At 51.6% G+C, this 21954-nt stretch carries 16 protein-coding genes and 4 pseudogenes; 12 read left to right on the top strand and 8 right to left on the bottom strand.

The window, feature by feature from the left end; all coding sequences use genetic code 11:
* Positions 1-20: 20 nt before the first annotated feature.
* The gene (locus ACQ29O_RS24005; protein WP_254486130.1) at positions 21-665 is read left to right on the top strand and encodes a recombinase family protein; all 645 of its coding nucleotides are present in this window, start codon (positions 21-23) and stop codon (positions 663-665) included.
* 42 nt (positions 666-707) lie between these two features.
* Here the strand turns inward: ACQ29O_RS24005 and ACQ29O_RS24000 are convergent, their stop codons facing one another.
* Positions 708-3695, bottom strand: coding sequence for a Tn3 family transposase (locus tag ACQ29O_RS24000; protein ID WP_000124023.1), 2988 nt, complete (start codon positions 3693-3695; stop codon positions 708-710).
* A 167-nt stretch (positions 3696-3862) separates the two neighbouring features.
* Here ACQ29O_RS24000 and ACQ29O_RS23995 point away from each other — a divergent pair.
* Positions 3863-4267: pseudogene (locus tag ACQ29O_RS23995) on the top strand (recombinase family protein).
* A 127-nt stretch (positions 4268-4394) separates the two neighbouring features.
* Here ACQ29O_RS23995 and ACQ29O_RS23990 read toward each other — a convergent pair.
* Complete coding sequence (locus ACQ29O_RS23990) at positions 4395-5528, bottom strand: permease (protein ID WP_001089730.1); 1134 nt, start codon at positions 5526-5528, stop codon at positions 4395-4397.
* A gap of 105 nt (positions 5529-5633) precedes the next feature.
* Here ACQ29O_RS23990 and ACQ29O_RS23985 point away from each other — a divergent pair, with 105 nt between their 5' ends.
* The 6 genes and pseudogenes from ACQ29O_RS23985 to ACQ29O_RS23960 form a co-directional block, all read left to right on the top strand.
* The gene (locus ACQ29O_RS23985) at positions 5634-5957 is read left to right on the top strand and encodes an ArsR/SmtB family transcription factor (RefSeq protein WP_001175593.1); all 324 of its coding nucleotides are present in this window, start codon (positions 5634-5636) and stop codon (positions 5955-5957) included.
* A 100-nt stretch (positions 5958-6057) separates the two neighbouring features.
* The gene (arsH, locus tag ACQ29O_RS23980) at positions 6058-6768 is read left to right on the top strand and encodes an arsenical resistance protein ArsH (protein ID WP_057102336.1); all 711 of its coding nucleotides are present in this window, start codon (positions 6058-6060) and stop codon (positions 6766-6768) included.
* An 8-nt stretch (positions 6769-6776) separates the two neighbouring features.
* Positions 6777-7322 carry a sigma-70 family RNA polymerase sigma factor gene (locus ACQ29O_RS23975; protein WP_061093430.1) on the top strand — a complete coding sequence of 182 codons (546 nt, stop codon included), beginning with the start codon at positions 6777-6779 and terminating at the stop codon, positions 7320-7322.
* A 75-nt stretch (positions 7323-7397) separates the two neighbouring features.
* A complete protein-coding gene (locus ACQ29O_RS23970; protein WP_089621653.1) occupies positions 7398-7760 on the top strand; it encodes an arsenic metallochaperone ArsD family protein in 363 nt (120 codons plus the stop codon).
* A gap of 20 nt (positions 7761-7780) precedes the next feature.
* Positions 7781-9538, top strand: a complete 1758-nt coding sequence (arsA, locus tag ACQ29O_RS23965; protein WP_011117602.1) for an arsenical pump-driving ATPase — start codon at positions 7781-7783, stop codon at positions 9536-9538.
* 339 nt (positions 9539-9877) lie between these two features.
* Positions 9878-9940: pseudogene (locus ACQ29O_RS23960) on the top strand (IS1 family transposase); the annotation flags it as partial.
* A gap of 62 nt (positions 9941-10002) precedes the next feature.
* Here the strand turns inward: ACQ29O_RS23960 and ACQ29O_RS23955 are convergent.
* The 3 genes and pseudogenes from ACQ29O_RS23955 to ACQ29O_RS23945 all read right to left on the bottom strand — a co-directional run.
* Positions 10003-11622: pseudogene (locus ACQ29O_RS23955) on the bottom strand (Tn3-like element Tn3 family transposase); the annotation flags it as partial.
* A 44-nt stretch (positions 11623-11666) separates the two neighbouring features.
* The gene (locus ACQ29O_RS23950; protein WP_001138014.1) at positions 11667-14633 is read right to left on the bottom strand and encodes a Tn3-like element TnAs1 family transposase; all 2967 of its coding nucleotides are present in this window, start codon (positions 14631-14633) and stop codon (positions 11667-11669) included.
* Positions 14634-14636: 3 nt separating this feature from the next.
* Positions 14637-15197, bottom strand: coding sequence for a recombinase family protein (locus ACQ29O_RS23945; RefSeq protein ID WP_001161490.1), 561 nt, complete (start codon positions 15195-15197; stop codon positions 14637-14639).
* A 309-nt stretch (positions 15198-15506) separates the two neighbouring features.
* Here ACQ29O_RS23945 and ACQ29O_RS23940 point away from each other — a divergent pair, with 309 nt between their 5' ends.
* A complete protein-coding gene (locus ACQ29O_RS23940; protein WP_001323889.1) occupies positions 15507-17084 on the top strand; it encodes a methyl-accepting chemotaxis protein in 1578 nt (525 codons plus the stop codon).
* A gap of 189 nt (positions 17085-17273) precedes the next feature.
* Here ACQ29O_RS23940 and ACQ29O_RS23935 read toward each other — a convergent pair.
* Positions 17274-18620: pseudogene (locus tag ACQ29O_RS23935) on the bottom strand (Tn3-like element Tn3 family transposase); the annotation flags it as partial.
* A gap of 163 nt (positions 18621-18783) precedes the next feature.
* On the opposite strand from ACQ29O_RS23935, the gene ACQ29O_RS23930 reads away from it, so the two are divergent.
* The 3 genes from ACQ29O_RS23930 to ACQ29O_RS23920 all read left to right on the top strand — a co-directional run bounded on the left by ACQ29O_RS23930 (position 18784) and on the right by ACQ29O_RS23920 (position 21176).
* Positions 18784-19341, top strand: coding sequence for a recombinase family protein (locus ACQ29O_RS23930; RefSeq protein ID WP_001235713.1), 558 nt, complete (start codon positions 18784-18786; stop codon positions 19339-19341).
* Positions 19342-19523: 182 nt separating this feature from the next.
* Entirely contained in the window at positions 19524-20384 is an 861-nt protein-coding gene (locus ACQ29O_RS23925) for a broad-spectrum class A beta-lactamase TEM-1 (RefSeq protein WP_000027057.1), read from the top strand.
* A 115-nt stretch (positions 20385-20499) separates the two neighbouring features.
* Positions 20500-21176 (top strand): IS1 family transposase gene (locus ACQ29O_RS23920; protein ID WP_253336279.1). Its coding sequence is split into 2 segments (ribosomal slippage): positions 20500-20728 and positions 20728-21176, totalling 678 coding nucleotides; the frame shifts between segments, so codons are not numbered across the junction.
* A 423-nt stretch (positions 21177-21599) separates the two neighbouring features.
* On the opposite strand, the gene ACQ29O_RS23915 is transcribed toward ACQ29O_RS23920, so the two are convergent.
* Together ACQ29O_RS23915 and dqlB are read right to left on the bottom strand one after the other, a co-directional pair.
* Entirely contained in the window at positions 21600-21779 is a 180-nt protein-coding gene (locus ACQ29O_RS23915; protein WP_000347021.1) for a hypothetical protein, read from the bottom strand.
* Positions 21780-21845: 66 nt separating this feature from the next.
* On the bottom strand, positions 21846-21941 hold the full coding sequence (dqlB, locus tag ACQ29O_RS23910) for a DinQ-like type I toxin DqlB (protein WP_000609149.1): 96 nt from the start codon (positions 21939-21941) through the stop codon (positions 21846-21848).
* Positions 21942-21954 lie beyond the last annotated feature (13 nt).

The raw sequence follows: 21954 nt of genomic DNA, 5'->3' as shown, positions 1-21954 counted from the left end.
ATGCGAACTGGTTCTCTAATATGACTTCAAATGCACCAACAAACTTTGTCCGCGCTTATCTGAGAGCTTCAACAGCAGAACAGGATGCTTCGCGTGCCCTGGAAACTATCGAGGCTTTTGCCAGGGAAAGAGGCCTGATCATTTGCAGCTATTATATTGAGAATGAATCCGGCTCCCATCTTGACCGCCCGGAACTCTTCCGTCTTCTGAGAGATTGCCAGCAAAATGACATTTTGCTTATCGAGGATGTGGACAGACTTTCCCGACTGTCAGGGGAAGACTGGAATACGCTGAAGAAAATGATCCGTCAGAAAGATATTCGAGTTATGGCCGTGAATGTGCCGACGACCTGGATTAATTCTGGTATGAGTGAGTTTGACAGCCGGTTGTTTGCAGCCATTAACGATATGCTGCTGGATATGCTGGCCGCTGTTGCCAGAAGGGACTATGAACAACGGCGGGAACGCCAGAAACAGGGGATAGAGAAAGCAAGGAAAGACGGCAAATATAAAGGGCGTAAACCTAATCAAGCCAGACATGATGCAATTATCAGGTTGATAGAAAGTGGCAGCTCCTGGACACAGGTACAGAAGGTGCTAGGGTGCAGCCGCGGCACAATCAGTAGCGCAATAAAACGTAAATCCCGGCAATCCTCCGGTGAGTAGGGTAGGGTGAGCTCAATAAGGGGTCAGTTTGGATATCGAAAATTATTGTACGTTAAGGCTGTTTTTTGACCTTTCGACTTTAGCTGGTCTTAGCCGACGAAACTTACCAGAAGCCGGTATCCGGTTGCTTTTCCAGATATAATCACCTGTCAGATTGATGTGTTCCCAGCCCAACGGCGACAAATGCGACAGCAGTTGCTCGTTGATCTTCACCCCTTTACGCTTCAGGGCATCGACCGCTCTTTCCATATAGACGGTATTCCACAGGGATATGGCAGCCGTCAGCAGCGTCAGTCCACTGGCGCGATAGCTCTGATTTTCCGGTTTTCTGTCCCTGATTTCTCCCAGTCGGTGCATAAATACCGCACGCGCCAGCGCGTTACGGGCTTCGCCTTTATTCAGCCCCGCCTGTACCCGCCGACGCAGAGCCGGGTCGCGGAACCAGTCGAGCATAAACAGGGTTCGCTCAATGCGGCCAATTTCTCTCAGTGCTTTGGCAAGTCCGTTTTGCTTGGGATAGCTGGCAAGCTTTTTCAGCATCAGGGATGCCGTCACGGTTCCCTGCTTTATCGAGGTTGCCAGACGCAGCACTTCACGCCAGTGGATTTCGATCTCTTTCAGATTCAGGCTGGTCGTTGATATCAGTGACTGAAGCGCCGGGTATTTCTCTGCTTTCCCTTTGATAAACAGTTTTTTGTCGTGGAGATCCCTGATTCGCGGACAGAACGCAAATCCCAACAGATGCATCAGGGCAAAGACATGATCGGTGAAACCAGCGGTATCGGTGTAATGTTCCCTGATTTCCAGGTCGCTTTCGTGGTACAGCAAGCCATCGAGAACATGGGTTGAATCCCTGACCCGACTGATTATGCAGGTGTAAAACGGGCTGTATTGATCCGAAATATGGGTATAAAACTGACGTCCAGGCTCTTGCCCATATTTCGGGTTAACCTGCCCTGCGTAGCGGCCTGAGCTGCCGGTTCTGAAATTTTGTCCATCTGATGATGACGTTGTTCCGTCTCCCCAAAATGCCGCCAACGGTCTTTTCCCCTGCGCATTTACCAGCTCTGCAAGAGCGGCTGAATAGGTTTCGTCACGGATGTACCATGCCTGAATATCTTCGAGTGATGATTTGGTGCTCCCGGGGCAGGCTTCTGCCATTTTGGTCAGGCCAAGATTGATGCCATCCGCAAGAATGGTGGTGAGGAGCAAGCGGGTATCGGGACGGGTAATGTCATTTTTTATATGCGAAAAATGTCGGGTAAACGTCGTCCAGCTGTTTACCTCATCGAGAATTTCCGTGATTTTAGGTCGCGGTAGCATGCTGTAAACCAGCTCTGCCAGCGGTGAAACCTGCGCCGGAACGCAGTTATCCAGCGGAGAGACTTTTACGCCCCTGTCGGATATTTCCACATCGGGCAGTTCACCAAGGGCAGCCATGGCATTGACCTCTTCAAGTCTGGACTGAAGCAGGGTCATACGGCTGGTAATGTACTCATGATAATCAGCAGATACGGGCAGTGGCAGTGCCGGTGTGAGTTTGTCAAAGTCCTTCTCGGGTATGAGGTAATCATCAAAATTTTTGTAGCGGCGCGAGCCTTTAACCCAGATATCCCCGGAGCGCAACGCCCCCTTAAGCTCGCTGAGTGCACAAAACTCATAGTACTGCCGGTCAATACCCACAGGTGTAATCACCACCTTGCGCCAGCTTTCAGGGACAAACTCAAGCGGCGCTGCCGCCGGAACTTTACGTGACTGCTTCCGGTACATATCCTTGATCACAACCAGTGCATCAGCCAGAGGTTGCGCTGCCGGGGTTGCGACTAACTGTAAAGCGGACAACATGCGTGGGGCATATTTCCGTAATGTGCTGTATTTCTCGGTAATAATATGCAGCGGGTCAAAATTATTTTTTCTGGCGAGATGGCGTGTTTCATCCAGACTGGCGACAAATTCAGCCCATGGGAGTATGTTTTCTATTGCGAGCCAGGGATCGCCACCGGAATCACGGGCATCAGACAGCGCCTGACCGACATCGATGTACTGCCTCAGTTTTGACTGGATCAGCTTTCCGGTCTGCTGAAGGCGCTCAGCCTGTGTTCGTTTGGCTTTGCTGAAAAGACTATTCAGCATTCGCTCATGCAGCTCAATCACTTCGTCTGTCAGTGTGGCTCTGGCTTCTTCCAGCACGCACACCAGGATCGCATGACGCCGGGCAGCTGAAAATCGGGTCAAATCCCGGCTACTCATCTTTCGGCCTTCCCGCGCCAGTTTCAGCAACCGGTTCTGGTGAATGGTACGATCTATACCTTCAGGTAATGCCAGCGATTCAATGCTGCTGAGCCGATCAAGATGTTGCAGCACGTTCTTACCATTGATTTTACCCGGCGGTTGCAGAAGCCATGTCAGCCTGGAAGGCTGATTATCTGATGACTCAAGTAAATGATCCAGGGCATCCCTGTGAGCCGGAGTTAACGGGGCATTCAGGGTCTGAAATACGATTTTATCGCCGCCTGCCATGACTTCAGCACAGGTACGCTCCACGACATCAATCGCGGGGATTATCACGTTGTTCTGCCGGAGATAGACAAGTAACTCTTCGGCTAGGAGAATGCCTTTATCGGTGCGCGTCGCCATCGATAACAGGTGCGTAATACAGTCCTGCTGTATTTTGCCGGTGAACGCCTTTACGCCAAGATAGCGGTACAGTTCGGTTAAATGCTCACGCCGGGTCGTATCCCGGCCGGAAAGGTAAGCAGGCCAGAGATCCCCGGTAAGCTTTAGCCTGCTGGCGATATGCTTCAGCAGCGCATCAGAGGGAGAGATTTTTTTATCCGGGGCAAAGCCGACATTTTTCAGATAGCAAAGAAGGACGGCAAAACCAAAACGGCTGGCGGGTTTACGGTGAGCACTGATAAGCGCCAGATCATGCTCACTGAAATAGGCCATTCGGGTCAGCGTTAACTCATCGTCCGGTAATGCCAGTAATGATTCTCTTTCCGACAGAGAAAGAATCTGCCTCCTTGCCATATAGTTTTCCTCATAAATTATTCGATGCGTTATTTTTAACAAAAATGGTTATCGCATAAGGGTATACCCTGACACCATAATCTAAACGTGACGGCACACAATGAACGACATAGCCTATATGCGATAGATTAAATGCAATAACCTAAATGCGGTAATGCGGTGAAAAAATGTTCATCAGCACTTATTTAAGGGCATAGACGGAAGATCAGTTCACCGATCGGGCAAAAGAGATGCTGGAGCAGTTTGTTTAGGAGCGGGGGCATAAAATAGCCAGTTACTACCGGGAGAATATCAGCGGTACAAAACTTGACCGACCGGAACTGGGTCGCTTACTGATGGACAGTCACCGCAATGATATTTTGCTGGTCGAGCAAATTGACCGCCAGCGCCAAAAGCAGGGAGTTGAACTCGCACATACGCTGGGTAAATATCAGGGAAAACAGGTCGCTCAGGAACGGCATCAAAAGGTACTTTACTACCGGCAGGTCAAGAAAGAAACGGCAGATGCAACAGGGTACAGCACCTCCCAGATATGCCACATTCAGGCACTGTACCGACAATCAGAATCATGAGACTTTGGTTAAGCAGGTATGCAGAGCAGAATTTATAATCTATTTCATTCAGACTGATTAAATGGATTACAGAAGCTAAAGGGTCTTCTTTGTTCAACATGAAACCAGAAGACCCTTACTATTATTATTAAAAAAGCAATTGGGTCAGATACCCCATAAGTATGGCCATACCCAGGATTACTGTCAGAAAAGCGACTATCATAGGCATTCTGAACATTGATTTAAGCAGTATTACTTCTGTCAAACTCGCTCCAGCACTACCGATTATCAAGGCCATTAATGCCCCCAGGCCCATTCCTTTAGTCATCAGCACTGATGCAAGTGGTATCACTGCCTCTGCGCGGATATACAACGGAATACCAACAACTGCACTCAGCGGTATGGCTAAGGGATTATCTGCTCCGGCATGAGCTGCAATCCACTCTGAAGGGATAAAGCCATAAATAAATGAACCTATTAATACACTTAACAAAAGATAAGGCAGAACATCCTTAAACTGCTGTAAGGCATCTTTCATAGCTAACTTTATTGGGCCAGAGGTGGTATTCGTTGTGAGATTCACATTGCCCAGATTCTCGCTGCTGCAACAGCTAACAGCTGGTTGTTCAGATGATATTGATGAACAACACGCTGATACGTTCTGCTCGTTCTTTACCGTCCTTAAGTTAATTATGGGGTTCGCTGATGAAGTACAGCAACTCGTTTTTAAAGGCAATTGAGTCGAGCTAGTGCTGCAACAACTGGAACCCGCCGACGTTTTTACCGAAGCTTCGGAATCATCGCATTTCGTGGTGCAACCACTTGATGCTGAGTTTTTGTGATCAACAATATGACGTTCAAATCCTAGTAAATCCAATACGATACTGGCAAGGACTGAGACACCGGCAGCGATGATCGCGTACAACAAAGTTACTTTCCAGCCAAAGGTAACCCACATTAACCCCACGATAATGGGATTAAGCAACGGTGAAACAAACAAAAAAGTGAGTGTCGGACCAAACCCTGCTTTCGCCGACAACAACCCTCGTAGCATTGGAATTGTTGAGCAACTACAGAAAGGGGTAACGGCTCCCAACAACGAGGCCAGCAGGTAGCCTTTTCCTTTTTTCGCCCCCATCAATTGCTGGATTTTATGGTCCGGGACCTTTTGCCTTATCAGGCTCACACCGGCACTGATGACAATAAACAGCAAAGATAGCTCGACGGCCAAAAACAAAAACATCTCTGCGGCATCTTGCAGCATAGAAATCCAACTATTCATACTAAACCCTCTTGACAAAATCTACGTTTCTAGAATAATCGAAATATAATTCTGGTCAAGATATTTCTGGTATTATCGAAATATCATTAGACAGAGGGTTGTCACATGCAACTGGAAGAAGTAGCTAAAGCACTAAAAGAGCTGGGTCACCCGACCCGTTTGTTCATATTCAAACATCTTGTAAAAGCTGGAGAACAAGGTTTGCCTGTAGGTGAATTGCAAAAGCAGCTTGGCATTCCCTCATCAACGTTAAGTCATCATATTTCAGCCCTGGTATCAGTAGGGCTCGTCACACAAAACCGGGAGAGTCGAACGCTCATGTGTGTCTCTCAATACGAAATACTGGAAGCTATCATCGAATTCTTACGTGAAGAGTGCTGTGTAAACAGTAAAACAGATGTTGCGGAACACGCTGGCAAAAATGGATAAGTAACCGGAAAACTCATAACTGTCATGATTGACGAAAGCTGCATCGAACCGTCTGAATTCAATCCTACTAAAGTCCCGAATCTATAGGGAAAATAAAAAAATGAATAAGCTAAATAATATAGTTCCTGATTTATTTGATGCTGCAATAACTGAGCAAAAAATGGGGATACCGACAATATCTCACCCCCCTCGTATACTAATGCTTTATGGCTCAGTTCGCGAGCGCTCATACAGTCGACTGGCTACAGAGGAAGCAGGTCGTTTGTTAACTGCAATGGGCGCAGAAGTCCGCATTTTTAATCCATCTGGCCTTCCACTTCCTGATGATGCACCGGAGTCTCATCCAAAAGTTATGGAGTTGCGTGAACTGGTTCGCTGGTCTGAAGGAATGGTGTGGTGCTCTCCGGAACGACACGGAGCGATGACTGGTATTATGAAGGCACAAATTGACTGGATACCATTATCTGAAGGTGCTGTTCGTCCTTCTCAGGGAAAAACTCTGGCTGTTATGCAAGTGTGTGGAGGTTCCCAGTCATTCAACACAGTCAACCAGATGCGCGTGCTTGGTCGTTGGATGAGAATGATCACTATTCCGAACCAGTCCTCGGTGGCAAAAGCCTGGCAGGAGTTTGATGACGATGGACGTATGAAACCGTCATCATATTACGACCGCATCGTAGATGTGATGGAAGAATTGATGAAGTTTACATTGTTGACCCGGGCAAATGCTGCCTATCTTGTCGATCGCTACAGTGAACGAAAAGAGTCTGCAGAAGAACTTTCCCGACGGGTTAATCAGAGCAAAATTTGAAGGTTAGTATGAGTGACATACCAGCATTCAACCGCTGTATGAGCGTGTTCTGGCGGCAGCATGAAGGCGAATTTTCTCGCTTTCTGATATCGAAGACAGGTGATAGCGAAAAAGCAGCAGACCTTCTGCAAGACCTTTTCCTGCGTGCCCGAGCCCATTCAGACATTTTTTGTGAGATGGAAAATCCGCGAACCTGGTTGTATCGGGTGGCGAGGAATCTGCTGATTGATGAGTACCGAACCACCAGGGAGTTTGTTGAGCTGGAAGAAGATGCCCTATTAACAGACGCATCCCCTGATGCAATCTCAACGCTGGATATTTGCCTGCCTGAAACATTACAGGCTTTACCCGAAGATGAGCGGTGGTTGATTGAAGAGTCCGACCTTAACCGGCGTCCCCAGCAGTCCCTGGCCGATGAATGGGGTATCACGCTTACAGCTTTTAAATCCCGTTTGCTAAGGGCCAGAAAGCACCTGAAAGAGACGATGAAAGAACTCTGCCAGATTCAGGTGGATGACACTTCCCACGTCTGCTGCCACAAAAAAATGAATTAATCGCGCATCTTTTTCCCGCCACCTTCGTTTACCTCAGTGTAAAACCAAATGACTTAACACTGAGGTACACAGTCCATGTCAAAAATTGAGATCTTTGAAGCAGCAGGCTGCTGCGCAACCAGTAGCGTTGTGGTCAGCGACGAAGCAGTCAAATGGAACGCCAGCGCCGAATGGGCGAAAAAGAATGGTGTTGATATTCAGCGCTACAGCCTTGCGAAAAACCCGCAGCAGTTCCTGAATACCCCTGTCATCAAAGAGTTTCTGAACACATCAGGGATGGAGTCCCTCCCTGTCACCTTGCTCGATGGGCAGCTCGTGATGACAGGCAAACTCCCGACTCGTGAAGATATCGCCCGTTGGGCAGGTATTCCGCTTAGTCAGGACTGGAGTGAAGACAGCACACAACCACGCTGCTGCAGCATTCCACGTATGCCTTAATTCCAGAGGAGCTATCACAGATGAATATGCCATTTTTAAAAAACATTCCCCCGTTCATCTTCTTCACCGGTAAAGGTGGCGTGGGTAAAACATCTCTGGCCTGTGCTACTGCGGTATGGCTGGCCGATCAGGGTAAGAGAACGCTTCTGGTGAGTACCGATCCGGCTTCCAATGTCGGCCAGGTATTTAGCCAGACTATCGGCCACCGAATCACAGATATTAGTACAGTAGAAAATCTTGCCGCGATGGAAGTTGATCCGATGGCTGCAGCACAAGCCTATCGTGACCGTGTGCTCGACCCGGTCCGCGAGCTGATGCCAGCCGATGTGGTCAGCAGCATTGAAGAGCAGCTCTCTGGCTCATGCACCACGGAAATCGCTGCGTTTGATGAGTTTACCGGTCTGCTAACCAATCATGAGCTGCGGGAAAAATATGACCATATTGTATTTGATACCGCGCCAACCGGTCACACCATCCGCATGCTTGAATTGCCGGGAGCCTGGAGCGGTTATCTGGAAGCGAACCCTGATGCCGCTGCAAACCTCGGGCCTCTGGTAGGGCTGGAGAAACAACAGCACCAGTACTCCGATGCAGTTAAAGCGCTGTCTGATGCAGCTCTTACACGCTTAGTGCTGGTTGCCCGTGCCCAGGCTTCAACGCTGAAAGAAGTTTCTCATACGCACGATGAGCTGTCTGCTATCGGTTTGCAGCATCAGCACATTGCCATCAATGGTGTGCTGCCGCCGTTTGCTGGTGAGGATGATCCACTGGCGCAAAGCATTCTGGCTCGGGAAGAAAAAGCATTACAGGCAATGCCTGATAATCTGGCTAATCTTCCCCGCTCACAGCTGTATCTGAAGCCATTTAACCTGGTCGGTCTGGAAGCATTGCGGGAGTTATTTACAGAGAGCAAAGCCGCACCGGCTCTCCCTGCTACCACGCTGAATACTCTGGATTTGCCGAAACTATCCTCACTGGTGGATGAACTCAGCCAGACAGGCAAAGGGCTGGTCATGACGATGGGTAAAGGCGGAGTGGGCAAAACGACCGTTGCGGCATCAGTCGCGGTATCGCTGGCGAAACGTGGCCACAAAGTCCACCTGACCACATCCGATCCGGCAGCACATCTGTCTTACACGCTGGATGGCTCACTGCCCAATCTTCAGGTCAGTCGTATCGACCCAAAGGTAGAGACAGAACGTTATCGCCGCTTTGTCCTAGAAAATCAGGGCAAAGGATTAGATGCAGAAGGGCTGGCGGTGCTGGAGGAAGACCTCCGCTCACCATGCACTGAAGAGATTGCCGTCTTCCAGGCATTCTCTCGGATCATCAAAGAGGCAGACGACCATTTTGTCATTATGGACACCGCGCCAACGGGTCACACACTTCTGCTACTGGATGCTACGGGAGCCTATCACCGGGAAATGGTGCGCCAGATGGGGCAAACACATGACCATGTGATGACGCCAATGATGCAATTGCAGGACCCGGAGAAGACGAAGGTGATTATCGTGACGCTTGCCGAAACGACACCTGTATTGGAAGCAGCAAACCTGCAGCAGGATTTGCGTCGCGCTGGCATCGAGCCGTGGGCATGGGTTGTTAATAACAGTCTGGCGGCAGCTGAACCGTCTTCACCTTTCCTGAGGACCAGGGCGAACCGCGAGTTGCCTCTCATCTCTGATGTGGAAGAGCAGCATGCAGAACGTATTGCATTAACAGCGCTACAGAGCGAAGAGCCGGTTGGTATTGACCTGCTGGAAGAGATGGCGAAGTAACAATGGAGGGGGCATTAGCCCCCTTCATGCTTTGCTGTCGCTCTATTTTCCCGATGGATAACAAAGGCCTCTGTCATTTTCCAAAAAGAATCTTTTCAAGTTCTATTAACTGTTGCTGAGATTGCTCATTGAGGTGGGCCTCAGCCTGGTCATACCAGGTCAGCAGGCTTCGCCCCAATGGCGTCAGAACTGTCCCACCACCTTTGTTACCACCAGTGGAAGTGATTACAACTGGCTGACCAATTCCCTTATTCAAAGTGTCAATTAAGAGCCATGCTCTTTTAGGTGATGCTGCCAACTTACTGATTTAGTGTATGATGGTGTTTTTGAGGTGCTCCAGTGGCTTCTGTTTCTATCAGCTGTCCCTCCTGTTCAGCTACTGACGGGGTGGTGCGTAAGGGGTCTGACGCTCAGTGGAACGAAAACTCACGTTAAGCAACGTTTTCTGCCTCTGACGCCTCTTTTAATGGTCTCAGATGTCCTTTGGTCACCAGTTCTGCCAGCGTGAAGGAATAATGGCCGAGCATATTGATATGTCCGTGGCAAAGCGGGGAGAGGCGTGCGATATCTTCATCATTCAGTGTTTCACCCTGCGCCCGGAGATGATCCAGGGCTGCCTGCATATAAATAGTGTTCCATAACACGACGGCGTTAGTGACCAGCCCCAGTGTGCCCAGTTGATCTTCCTGACCGTCGGTATATCGTTTTCTTATCTCACCTTTTTGACCGTGACAGATGGCTCTGGCAACGGCATGGCGACTTTCTCCCCGATTAAGCTGGGTCAGAATGCGCCGGCGGTAATCTTCATCATCAATATAATTAAGCAGATACAGCGTTTTGTTGATGCGCCCCACTTCAATGATTGCCTGAGTCAGTCCGGAAGGACGTTCACTTTTCAGCAATGAACGGACCAGCACTGAAACCTGTACTTTGCCCAGCTTCAGGGAGCCAGCGGTCCGGATCATTTCGTCCCACTGAAGGACTATTTTTCGGGGATCTGATTGCCCTCTGGCAATATCATTCAGCACGCCATAGTCGGCATCATGGTCCATTCGCCAGAAAACCGAAGCACCGGCATCAGCCAGGCGTGGAGAAAACTGGTATCCCAGCAGCCAGAAAAGGCCAAAGACAAGTTCGCTGGCACCTGCTGTATCGGTCATAATTTCGGTTGGATTCAGCCCGGTCTCCTGTTCCAGAAGACCTTCCAGCACAAAGATAGAGTCCCTCAGCGTCCCCGGTATAACGATGCCATGAAAGCCGGAATACTGATCGGACACAAAGTTGTACCAGGTGATCCCTCTGTTATTACCAAAGTATTTGCGGTTCGGTCCGGCATTGATTGTTCTGACTGGCGTAACAAAGCGCATTCCATCTGCAGATGCCACTTCTCCTCCACCCCATATCTGTGCCAGTGGCAGCGTTGCCTGAAAATCAACCAGTCTGGCATTAGCGCTGGTGATAGTTTCAGCCCGCAGATAGTTCGCTTTTGTCCAGTTCAGCCGGTGTCGGGTCAGTGCAGGAACATTTGATCTGATCAGTGGTTCCAGACCGATATTGCAGGCTTCAGCCATCAGCACGGCGCTGATGCTGACGGGCAGATCATCAACTCTGGCACTGGCTTCACTAGCATGGAAAAACTCATCAGCAAATCCGGTATGGGCGTTAATTTCGAGCAGCAACTCCGTTAAATCCACCGGAGGGAGTAGATCACTGATCATTTTGCTCAGTCGTTTCAGACTGTCCGGCTCATCAAGACTGGCGAGGGGAGAAATTGTCAACCGGGGCTTCGGGCCAGAAACATCGAGTTCGACAGCCTCATTTTCGCAAAGACGTGCAGCAACCTGTCTGTAACGACTATCAAGCTGATGACCCAGAGATTTTATTGCTTCCTGCGGGTCTGTCGGGTGCCCCAAAGAACGATAAACCTTAATCCGGTTTGCCTGCCAGTCAGCACCCTGTAGTAATCTTGCACGAGGATCTCCCCACCGGTTACTGCCGGTAACGTAGACATCCCTCCGCCTCAGACTATCCTGCAGTTTACTGAGAAAGCAGAGCGTGTATCCCCTGCGGGTGATATGTTTTTCCTTGTTAATCAGGGGAGCCCGCAGAATTCGGAAAAAATCGTACGCTAAGGTTTTCCGGGCATCCGTAAGGGCCGAAACTTCCCGTCTTCCAGTCTGCGGCTCTGCCGCCAGACGTAATCGCCGGTTAGGTTGATGTGCTCCCAGCCCAGCGGCGACAGGAATTGCAGCAGCTCGCCGTCCACCGGCTTGCCGGCCTCGACCAACCCCTGGGTGGCGCGTTCCAGGTACACCGTGTTCCACAGCACGATAGCCGCCGTCACCAGGTTGAGGCCGCTGGCCCGGTAGCGCTGCTGCTCGAAGCTCCGATCCCTGATTTCCCCAAGGCGGTTGAAGAACACCGCCCTGGCCAGCGAGTTGCGCGCCTCACCTTTGTTCAGGCCGGCATGCACGCGGCGGCGCAGTTCAACACTTTGCAGCCAGTCCAGGATGAACAGCGTGCGCTCGATCCGGCCCAGCTCGCGCAGGGCCACGGCCAGTCCGTTCTGGCGCGGGTAGCTGCCGAGCTTGCGCAGCATCAGCGAGGCGGTGACGGTGCCCTGCTTGATCGAGCTGGCCAGGCGCAGGATGTCGTCCCAGTGGGCACGCACGTGCTTGATGTTCAGGGTGCCGCCGATCAGCGGGCGCAACGTCGGGTAGGCTTGCACGCCCTGCGGCACGTACAGCTTGGTTTCGCCGAGGTCGCGGATGCGCGGCGCGAAGCGGAAGCCTAGCAGGTGCATCAGGGCAAAGACGTGATCGGTGAAGCCGGCCGTGTCGGTGTAGTGCTCCTCGATCCGCAGGTCGGACTCGTGGTACAGCAGGCCGTCGAGCACATAGGTGGAATCGCGGACGCCGACATTCACCACGCGGGTGCTGAACGGCGCGTACTGGTCGGAGATATGGGTATAGAACAGCCGTCCCGGCTCGCTACCGTACTTCGGGTTGACGTGCCCGGTGCTCTCGCCCCGGCCACCCGCGCGGAAGCGCTGGCCATCGGAGGATGAGGTCGTGCCGTCGCCCCAGTGGGCGGCAAAGGCGTGGCGATACTGGTGGTTGACCAGCTCGGCCAAGGCCGCCGAATAGGTTTCGTCGCGGATGTGCCAGGCTTGCAGCCAGGACAGCTTGGCGTAGGTCAGGCCGGGGCTCGACTCGGCCATCTTGGTCAGCCCGAGGTTGATCGCATCACCGAGGATTGCGGACAGCAGCAACGTCCTGTCTTTGGCCTCGGCCCCGTCCTTCAAGTGGGTGAAGTGGCGGCTGAAGCCCGTCCAGTCGTCCACGTCCATCAGCAGTTCGGTGATCTTGATGCGCGGCAGTAACTGGCTGGTTTGGTCGATCAGCGCCTGCGCCCGATCCGGCACCGCCGCATCCAGCGGGGTGATTTTCAGCCCTGACTCGGTGAGGATGGCATCGGGCAGCTCGTTGTCCTTGGCCAGGCGGGTGACGGTGGCCAACTGCTCGTCCAGCAGCTGCAAACGCTCTTCCAGGTACTGGTCGCTGTTCGGGTTGATCGCCAGGGGCAGGGCCTGCTCGCGCTTGAGTGCGGCGAACTTCTCGGCCGGCAGCAGGTAGTCGTCGAAGTCGCGGAACTGCCGCGAGCCCTTGACCCAGATGTCGCCGGAGCGCAGGGCGTTCTTCAGCTCGGACAGGGCGCAGATTTCGTAGAATTTCCGGTCGAGGCCTTCCGGGGTGATCACCAGCGGCTTCCAGCGCGGCTTGATGAAGGCCGTGGGTGCATCGGCCGGCACCTTGCGCAGGTTGTCGGCGTTCATCTCACGCAGGGTCTGCACGGCTGCCAGCACGCCTTGCGCGGCCGGCGCGGCGCGCAGTTCCAGCACCTCCAGCAAGGCCGGCGTGTAACGGCGCAGGGTGGCGAAGTTCTCGCCGACCAGGTGCAGGTGGTCGAAGCCTTCCGGCCGGGCCAGCAGCTCGGCCTCGCTGACGCTCTCGGTGAACTCGTCCCAGGGAATCACCGCCTCGATGGCGGCATAGGGGTCGCTGCCGCTTTCCTTCGCTTCCAGCAGCGCCTGGCCGATCCTGGAGTACAGGCGCACCTTGTCGTTGATCGCCTTGCCCTGCTTCTGGAACTGCTGCTGATGCTTGTGCTTCGCGCCGCTGAACAGCTTGACCAGGATGCGGTCATGCAGATCGACCAGCTCATCGATCACGGTCGCGGTGCTCTCCAGCACCACGGCGGCCAGGGTCGCGTAGCGGCGCTGCGGCTCGAACTTACCGAGGTCTTTGGGCGTCATCTGCCCACCCTCGCGGGCCAGCTTGAGCAGGCGGTTCTGGTGGATGTGCCGGCCCAGGCCTTCGGGCAAGTCCACCAACTGAAATGTCTTCAGCCGCTCGATGTGTTCCAGCATGTGCCGAGAGTTGGGTTTCAGCGGTGCCTGGCGCAGCCAGGTCAACCAGGTGATGCTGCTGCCGGCCTTGAGCTTCAACAGCTCGTCCAGCTTGGCCCGATGCGAGTCCGTGAGTGGTTCGACCAGGGCGCGGTAGACCCGCCGATTGGCTCGCGCAATGGCTTCCGAGCAGGCCCGGTCAATCACGCTCAGCGCCGGCAGGATGCGTCGTTTCTGCCGTAGGCTCTCCAGGGCCTGACCTGCCAGCAGCAAGCCTTTGTCGGTCTGCTGGGCCAGCTCGGTTAGCTCGCGCACCAGGGCGCGGAAGTCGGACAGGCCGAACGGGGCCAGTTGCAGGTAGGTGCGCAGTTCCTGGGCATGCTCGCGACGGGTCACGTCGCGCTCGCCGTACTTTGCCCAGCTCGCCGGCTCGGCCTGGACTTGCTTCGCCACCCACAGGATGACCGGCTCGGGCAGCTCGCTGTCGGTTCCCAGCGCGTAACCGGGGTAGCGCAGCAGGCAGAGCTGCACGGCGAAGCCGAGGCGGTTGGCGTCGCCGCGTCGCTGGCGGATCAGCGACAGGTCGGAGTCGTTGAAGGTGTAGTAGCGGATCAGGTCATCCTGGCTTTCCGGCAGCGCAAGCAGGGTGTCCCGCTCCGTGGCCGAGAGGATCAAGCGACGCGGCATGTGTCAGTCGTCCGTGCGGAGGTACTGGTAGAGGGTTTCCCGGCTGATGTTGAACTCGCGGGCAAGCTGCGCCTTGGGCTCGCCGGCCGTCGCTCGCTGCCGCAGGGTAGCAGCCTGCTCATCGGACAGGGCTTTCTTGCGGCCCCGGTACGCGCCACGCTGCTTGGCCAAGGCGATGCCCTCACGCTGCCGCTCGCGGATCAGGGCGCGCTCGAACTCAGCGAAGGCCCCCATCACCGACAGCATCAGGTTGGCCATCGGCGAGTCCTCGCCAGTGAACACCAGGCCCTCCTTCAGGAACTCGATGCGCACGCCGCGCTGAGTCAGCTTCTGTACCAAGCGACGCAGGTCATCGAGGTTGCGGGCCAGCCGATCCATGCTGTGCACCACCACTGTATCGCCTTCGCGGACGAAGCTCAGCAGCGCTTCGAGCTGGGGGCGCTGGGTGTCCTTGCCCGATGCCTTGTCGGTGAACACCTTGCTCACCTGGGTTTGTTCCAGCTGGCGTTCCGGGTTCTGGTCAAAGCTGCTGACCCGGACGTAGCCGATGCGGTGCCCCTGCACGATGTCTCCTTGGTTGAAGGCGGCTTAAGTGCACTTTCTGTTCCGTTGTGCCTCAAAGCCCATTTCTGTCAGGCTGAAATCTATAACCTTCGCGGGCATGTGTCAAAAAATGGGAAAGCAGACTCTATTCTGACGAAGCGGCGCGGCCCTGCCTGACATCAAGTTAGGGTATAGCCTAGATTGACATGCGCGATGCAACCCTTAACTTGCTTGCACCTATCGTTTCCATGCTAGCTTTATCGTAACGCTCAAGAAATTGGGCTTAATGCCGAAAACAATAAAATAAAACAGCCAACCCTTGAGGTTCTTATGCGCCAGAATTTACCAGTGACGGGTCGAAACTTAGAACTCCCAAAAGATGCCAATATTCTTTCGACTACCTCCCCTCAAAGCCATATCACGTACGTTAATCCTGACTTCATTAAAATCAGTGGTTTCACTGAGGAAGAACTATTAGGCCAGCCTCACAACATCGTAAGACACCCAGATATGCCGCCTGCTGCATTTGAGCATATGTGGAGTACATTAAAATCTGGCCGCTCATGGATGGGGCTAGTAAAAAATCGCTGTAAAAATGGCGACCACTATTGGGTAAGTGCTTATGTAACGCCAATAGCTAAGAATGGTTCGATTGTTGAATACCAGTCTGTAAGGACCAAGCCTGAACCTGAGCAGGTTTTGGCTGCGGAAAAATTATATGCTCAATTGAGAAGCGGGAAGGCCGCGAGGCCGAAATTGGCTGCTAGCTTTTCCGTGAAAATACTCTTGCTCATATGGGGTAGTATTATATCAAGCGCAATGGCTGCCGGCATGCTTACTGATACATCAATAAGCAGCTTATTGTTAGCCACTTTAATGTCAGGAAGCTTAAGCTCTGTTAGTGTTTTGGCTATTCTCTCTCCTCTTGGAAGACTGGTTGAAAGAGCCAGGAATATTTCCAATAACCCATTAAGTCAATCCCTCTACACTGGGCGCACCGATGAGTTTGGCCAAATAGAGTTTGCTTTACGAATGATGCAAGCTGAAACAGGCGCCATAGTAGGTCGCATAGGTGATGCATCAAATCGGCTTAGCGAACACACCCGAGGCCTACTAAAGGATATTGAGTCAAGCAATGTACTTACAGTTGAGCAGCAGGCAGAGACAGATCAAATAGCAACGGCAGTAAACCAAATGGTGGCAAGCATTCAAGAGGTTGCGAGCAATGCACAGCATGCTGCAGATGCGGCCGGAAGAGCAGACACTGAGACGGCATCTGGCCAGCGTCTGGTAGCCCACACAAGCCAGTCAATCACTGCCCTTGAAGGTGAAATTAGGCAAGCCACTCAGGTTATTCATGAGCTTGAAGGTCAAAGTAACGAGATATCAAAAGTTCTTGACGTTATACGAGGGATCGCCGAGCAAACGAATTTGTTGGCACTCAACGCAGCAATTGAGGCCGCGCGTGCTGGTGAGCAGGGGCGTGGTTTTGCTGTTGTCGCCGATGAGGTTCGCAGTCTTGCTGCTCGCACACAGCAATCGACAACGGATATTCAAAGCATGATCAGCGCTCTACAAGAGCGAGCGCAATCCGCTGTTACAGTCATGGAGCAAAGTAGTCGGCAAGCGCACACGAGTGTAGCTCACGCAGAGGAAGCAGCTACAGCTCTTGATGGAATTGGCCAACGCGTTAACGAAATTACCGACATGAACGCGCAAATAGCGACTGCGGTCGAGCAGCAGGGAGCAGTAAGTGAAGACATAAACCGCAGTATTATCAATATACGCGATGCTGCTGATACCAATGTACAGACCGGGCAGAATAATTTGCAAAGTGCGAAATCTGTCGCTCAGTTAACTAGCGCTCTGAGCGAACTGGCAAAACAGTTTTGGGAAAAACGAGGATAACGCTTTTCAGTATCTCGACAGGGATAACTTACTTTACCATCGGTTATCCCTTTTAGCCGCACAAATTTTAGCCATGGCTTTTCAGGAAGTCAGGGCTATCAGAATGGCCTTAGAAAGCCTAGTCAAAGAGCTGTCACGAGAACACCGTTAGCTTAGCGTACGATTTTTTCCGAATTCTGCGGTTCCCCCAATCACCAGCCGTTTCCATGACCGACTGATAATTTCCGTTGGTGCGTCGTCAAAAAACTGCCGCCGTGAGCTGAACTCCCGGCTGAGGTAGTCACAGGCATTCAGAGTGGTAACCCCGGCAGGTGCGGATGAAAATTTAACGGTATTCAGCAGATGGGGCAGGAAACGACGAACGCGCCCGTACTGCTCCACCATTTCTTCATGAAAATTATCGTCTGAGGGCCGGGCAATTTCACGGACAAGCGTGATGATTTCAGCCAGCTTTTGCCTTGGGATGTAGCTGAACACCTCAGCACGAATCGATTCGTCCGGTGTTTCTTCTTTCAGCAGGTACGAACATGCGCTGGCGAGCGCCAATGCAGATTTATCCAGATCCTTCAGCGAGCGGAGCCGTTTTTTCTGCCCAATCTTTCTGGCGTCACGGATGATAACGGCCAGCATGGCGTCCAGAACGTCCAATGCATCATCCAGCGCCAGCGTTTCCCATGCAAGGACAAAGGCAACCAGAACCGCCATCCTTTTCTGCGGTGACATCCTGGCAATATTGAACACCGAAGTCATACCAGCATAACGTGCGAGATTTTTCAGGCGCACAGCCGGGAGTGTACTCAGGTTTTCAGCATGCAGGCCAAAATCGTTCAGAGTTTTCCAGCGTTCAATTGCTTCATTAAACGCCGGACCACTGATGGTCACAGGGCCCTTTTTCAGTGATTCCAGTAAAGACAGGCGGCTGCAATCAGTTGGCCCCAGCAGCATCTCCAGCTGTGAACGCTGTTCGGCTGACGGTATCAGTGCCAGTTTGTTCCACAGGCGCAACGTCGCCTTTTCCCTTACCTCTGAAATCAACCGGGTCAGCGTAGTGGCTCCGGGGAGAATAATACGATGTTGCATAAGCCACCCTGTCGCCAGATCGAAAAGCAGTCCAGGACGTTCGTTGCTTATCCAGCTCCGGGTATATAAAAGACGGGTAAGGCGAAATGTCCAGGGCCAGGCAAATTCACGATACTGATAGTGCTGACGTATCAGCGCTGCATGCTCACGGCGGGTATTTTCCCTCTGACCGTATTCTGCAAGAACGGTGATATCACGAATCCCGAGCTGTCTGGCGGTAAAATGCCGGACGCCGGAAGGAATATGATTCATATCGGTGAGGAAGGTGCCCAGAAAACGGACACATCCAATTTGCAGGGCAATGCCCAGACGGTTGTGATCACCTCTGCTTTTTCCGATAAATTCCTTGTCTGCTTCATCAAGGTGAAAATATCGTGCCAGCTGAAGCTCATCCGGTTCACCGGTGAATCTGCCATAGCTTTCAGTCTGCTCAGTGGTCAGAAAGTCAACGGGCATATCGGCCTCCCTGCCTGACGGGCATTTAGTAACATTTTTCCAACCGTACGAAATGTTATAAATTATCGGACATCGTAAAACTGTTACATTAATATGTCTATTAAATCGTAAATTTGTAATAATAGACATGAGTTGTCCGATATTCGATTTAAGGTACATTTTTATGCGACTTTTTGGTTACGCTCGGGTCTCAACCAGTCAGCAGTCTCTTGATCTTCAGGTCAGAGCACTCAAAGACGCAGGTGTGAAAGCAAACCGTATATTTACCGATAAGGCATCCGGCAGTTCAACAGACCGGGAAGGGCTGGATTTGCTGAGGATGAAGGTGGAGGAAGGTGATGTCATTCTGGTTAAGAAGCTCGACCGTCTTGGCCGCGACACTGCCGATATGATCCAACTGATAAAGGAATTTGACGCTCAGGGCGTGGCAGTCCGGTTCATTGATGACGGGATCAGTACCGACGGTGATATGGGGCAAATGGTGGTCACCATCCTGTCGGCTGTGGCACAGGCTGAACGCCGGAGGATCCTAGAACGCACGAATGAGGGCCGACAGGAAGCAAAGCTGAAAGGAATCAAATTTGGCCGCAGGCGTACCGTGGACAGGAACGTCGTGCTGACGCTTCATCAGAAGGGCACTGGTGCAACGGAAATTGCTCATCAGCTCAGTATTGCCCGCTCCACGGTTTATAAAATTCTTGAAGACGAAAGGGCCTCGTGATACGCCTATTTTTATAGGTTAATGTCATGATAATAATGGTTTCTTAGACGTCAGGTGGCACTTTTCGGGGAAATGTGCGCGGAACCCCTATTTGTTTATTTTTCTAAATACATTCAAATATGTATCCGCTCATGAGACAATAACCCTGGTAAATGCTTCAATAATATTGAAAAAGGAAGAGTATGAGTATTCAACATTTTCGTGTCGCCCTTATTCCCTTTTTTGCGGCATTTTGCCTTCCTGTTTTTGCTCACCCAGAAACGCTGGTGAAAGTAAAAGATGCTGAAGATCAGTTGGGTGCACGAGTGGGTTACATCGAACTGGATCTCAACAGCGGTAAGATCCTTGAGAGTTTTCGCCCCGAAGAACGTTTTCCAATGATGAGCACTTTTAAAGTTCTGCTATGTGGTGCGGTATTATCCCGTGTTGACGCCGGGCAAGAGCAACTCGGTCGCCGCATACACTATTCTCAGAATGACTTGGTTGAGTACTCACCAGTCACAGAAAAGCATCTTACGGATGGCATGACAGTAAGAGAATTATGCAGTGCTGCCATAACCATGAGTGATAACACTGCTGCCAACTTACTTCTGACAACGATCGGAGGACCGAAGGAGCTAACCGCTTTTTTGCACAACATGGGGGATCATGTAACTCGCCTTGATCGTTGGGAACCGGAGCTGAATGAAGCCATACCAAACGACGAGCGTGACACCACGATGCCTGCAGCAATGGCAACAACGTTGCGCAAACTATTAACTGGCGAACTACTTACTCTAGCTTCCCGGCAACAATTAATAGACTGGATGGAGGCGGATAAAGTTGCAGGACCACTTCTGCGCTCGGCCCTTCCGGCTGGCTGGTTTATTGCTGATAAATCTGGAGCCGGTGAGCGTGGGTCTCGCGGTATCATTGCAGCACTGGGGCCAGATGGTAAGCCCTCCCGTATCGTAGTTATCTACACGACGGGGAGTCAGGCAACTATGGATGAACGAAATAGACAGATCGCTGAGATAGGTGCCTCACTGATTAAGCATTGGTAACTGTCAGACCAAGTTTACTCATATATACTTTAGATTGATTTAAAACTTCATTTTTAATTTAAAAGGATCTAGGTGAAGATCCTTTTTGATAATCTCATGACCAAAATCCCTTAACGTGAGTTTTCGTTCCACTGAGCGTCAGACCCCCCGTAACGGCAAAAGCACTGCCGGACACCAGCGCTATCTCTGCTCTCACTGCCGTAAAACATGGCAACTGCAGTTCACTTACACCGCTTCTCAACCCGGTACGCACCAGAAAATCATTGATATGGCCATGAATGGCGTTGGATGCCGGGCAACCGCCCGCATTATGGGCGTTGGCCTCAACACGATTTTCCGCCATTTAAAAAACTCAGGCCGCAGTCGGTAACCTCGCGCATACAGCCGGGCAGTGACGTCATCGTCTGCGCGGAAATGGACGAACAGTGGGGATACGTCGGGGCTAAATCGCGCCAGCGCTGGCTGTTTTACGCGTATGACAGGCTCCGGAAGACGGTTGTTGCGCACGTATTCGGTGAACGCACGATGGCGACGCTGGGGCGTCTTATGAGCCTGCTGTCACCCTTTGACGTGGTGATATGGATGACGGATGGCTGGCCGCTGTATGAATCCCGCCTGAAGGGAAAGCTGCACGTAATCAGCAAGCGATATACGCAGCGAATTGAGCGGCATAACCTGAATCTGAGGCAGCACCTGGCACGGCTGGGACGGAAGTCGCTGTCGTTCTCAAAATCGGTGGAGCTGCATGACAAAGTCATCGGGCATTATCTGAACATAAAACACTATCAATAAGTTGGAGTCATTACCCGCATGATTCAGCAGATAAATCCTTGAAAGCAGGTACTCAGCCCTCAGTGAACAGAATAAGTCAGCGTAATGTACTTTAGTGCTGACCACGTGCTCTGTATGATACAGAATCTATCTACTATAAACGAAAATACAGCACGATCAATGCTCACACTCTATATGGGACGTTCGTACCTGGACATGATTATCTGTGTTCAATGTCCCCGCATGACCGTCTTAACATCCAGAATATTACGTTTCCAAAAAAACCAGAAATGATAAAAAATGAGCTTAACGTACAATAATTTTCGATATCCAAACTGACCCCAATAAACGGGCTGACGTTATTTATTAGGGAGGTGCTGAGGTGGATATTTTTAAAAAGCAAATTGAATGTTGTAACTAATGAATATCAAAATAAAAGGCCGCTTACGCGACCTCAGCCTTTTGCGGTTTTGGCTTGGTGATATACCACGATAGACAACCGACAATAAAACTCATGAACATTCCAGTAAAACGATCATCGATGCCTGGAAACAGGCAACCGACAAACATCGCAACAGGGAAAGGAAGAAGTAAACAGCGCCCCAAAATGCTCATAAAATCCATAAATCCTCCTTTGTTAAAGGGCAGGAAGCGGTGCACTTCCTGCCCTTAGTTACGTTTCCGCAGTCATCAATCGATGAACTGACGGATCAGTTCCAGAACTGCAATCAGCGCGTTTGCAACGGCGACCACAGCCCTGAGAACGATGATTAACAGGTTAATCATCCGTTTCTCCAGG

Origin of the sequence: Salmonella sp. GDC200615 (assembly GCF_050574145.1) — a bacterium.
In the GTDB taxonomy this organism is placed as follows: domain Bacteria; phylum Pseudomonadota; class Gammaproteobacteria; order Enterobacterales; family Enterobacteriaceae; genus Salmonella; species Salmonella enterica.
The sequence above is the reverse complement of the archived record's forward strand: the minus strand, read 5'-3'. Positions and strand labels throughout refer to the sequence as shown.

Excerpts from the sequence above, each read along its gene's own strand:
- ACQ29O_RS23925 (WP_000027057.1), top strand. The coding sequence starts at position 19,524 with ATGAGTATTCAACATTTTCGTGTCGCCCTTATTCCCTTTTTTGCGGCA.
- arsH (WP_057102336.1), top strand. The coding sequence starts at position 6,058 with ATGAATAAGCTAAATAATATAGTTCCTGATTTATTTGATGCTGCAATA.
- ACQ29O_RS24005 (WP_254486130.1), top strand. The coding sequence starts at position 21 with ATGACTTCAAATGCACCAACAAACTTTGTCCGCGCTTATCTGAGAGCT.
- ACQ29O_RS23930 (WP_001235713.1), top strand. The coding sequence starts at position 18,784 with ATGCGACTTTTTGGTTACGCTCGGGTCTCAACCAGTCAGCAGTCTCTT.
- ACQ29O_RS23975 (WP_061093430.1), top strand. The coding sequence starts at position 6,777 with ATGAGTGACATACCAGCATTCAACCGCTGTATGAGCGTGTTCTGGCGG.
- ACQ29O_RS23970 (WP_089621653.1), top strand. The coding sequence starts at position 7,398 with ATGTCAAAAATTGAGATCTTTGAAGCAGCAGGCTGCTGCGCAACCAGT.
- ACQ29O_RS23915 (WP_000347021.1), bottom strand. The coding sequence starts at position 21,779 with ATGGATTTTATGAGCATTTTGGGGCGCTGTTTACTTCTTCCTTTCCCT.
- ACQ29O_RS23990 (WP_001089730.1), bottom strand. The coding sequence starts at position 5,528 with ATGAATAGTTGGATTTCTATGCTGCAAGATGCCGCAGAGATGTTTTTG.
- ACQ29O_RS23950 (WP_001138014.1), bottom strand. The coding sequence starts at position 14,633 with ATGCCGCGTCGCTTGATCCTCTCGGCCACGGAGCGGGACACCCTGCTT.
- ACQ29O_RS23985 (WP_001175593.1), top strand. The coding sequence starts at position 5,634 with ATGCAACTGGAAGAAGTAGCTAAAGCACTAAAAGAGCTGGGTCACCCG.
- arsA (WP_011117602.1), top strand. The coding sequence starts at position 7,781 with ATGAATATGCCATTTTTAAAAAACATTCCCCCGTTCATCTTCTTCACC.
- ACQ29O_RS23940 (WP_001323889.1), top strand. The coding sequence starts at position 15,507 with ATGCGCCAGAATTTACCAGTGACGGGTCGAAACTTAGAACTCCCAAAA.
- dqlB (WP_000609149.1), bottom strand. The coding sequence starts at position 21,941 with ATGATTAACCTGTTAATCATCGTTCTCAGGGCTGTGGTCGCCGTTGCA.
- ACQ29O_RS24000 (WP_000124023.1), bottom strand. The coding sequence starts at position 3,695 with ATGGCAAGGAGGCAGATTCTTTCTCTGTCGGAAAGAGAATCATTACTG.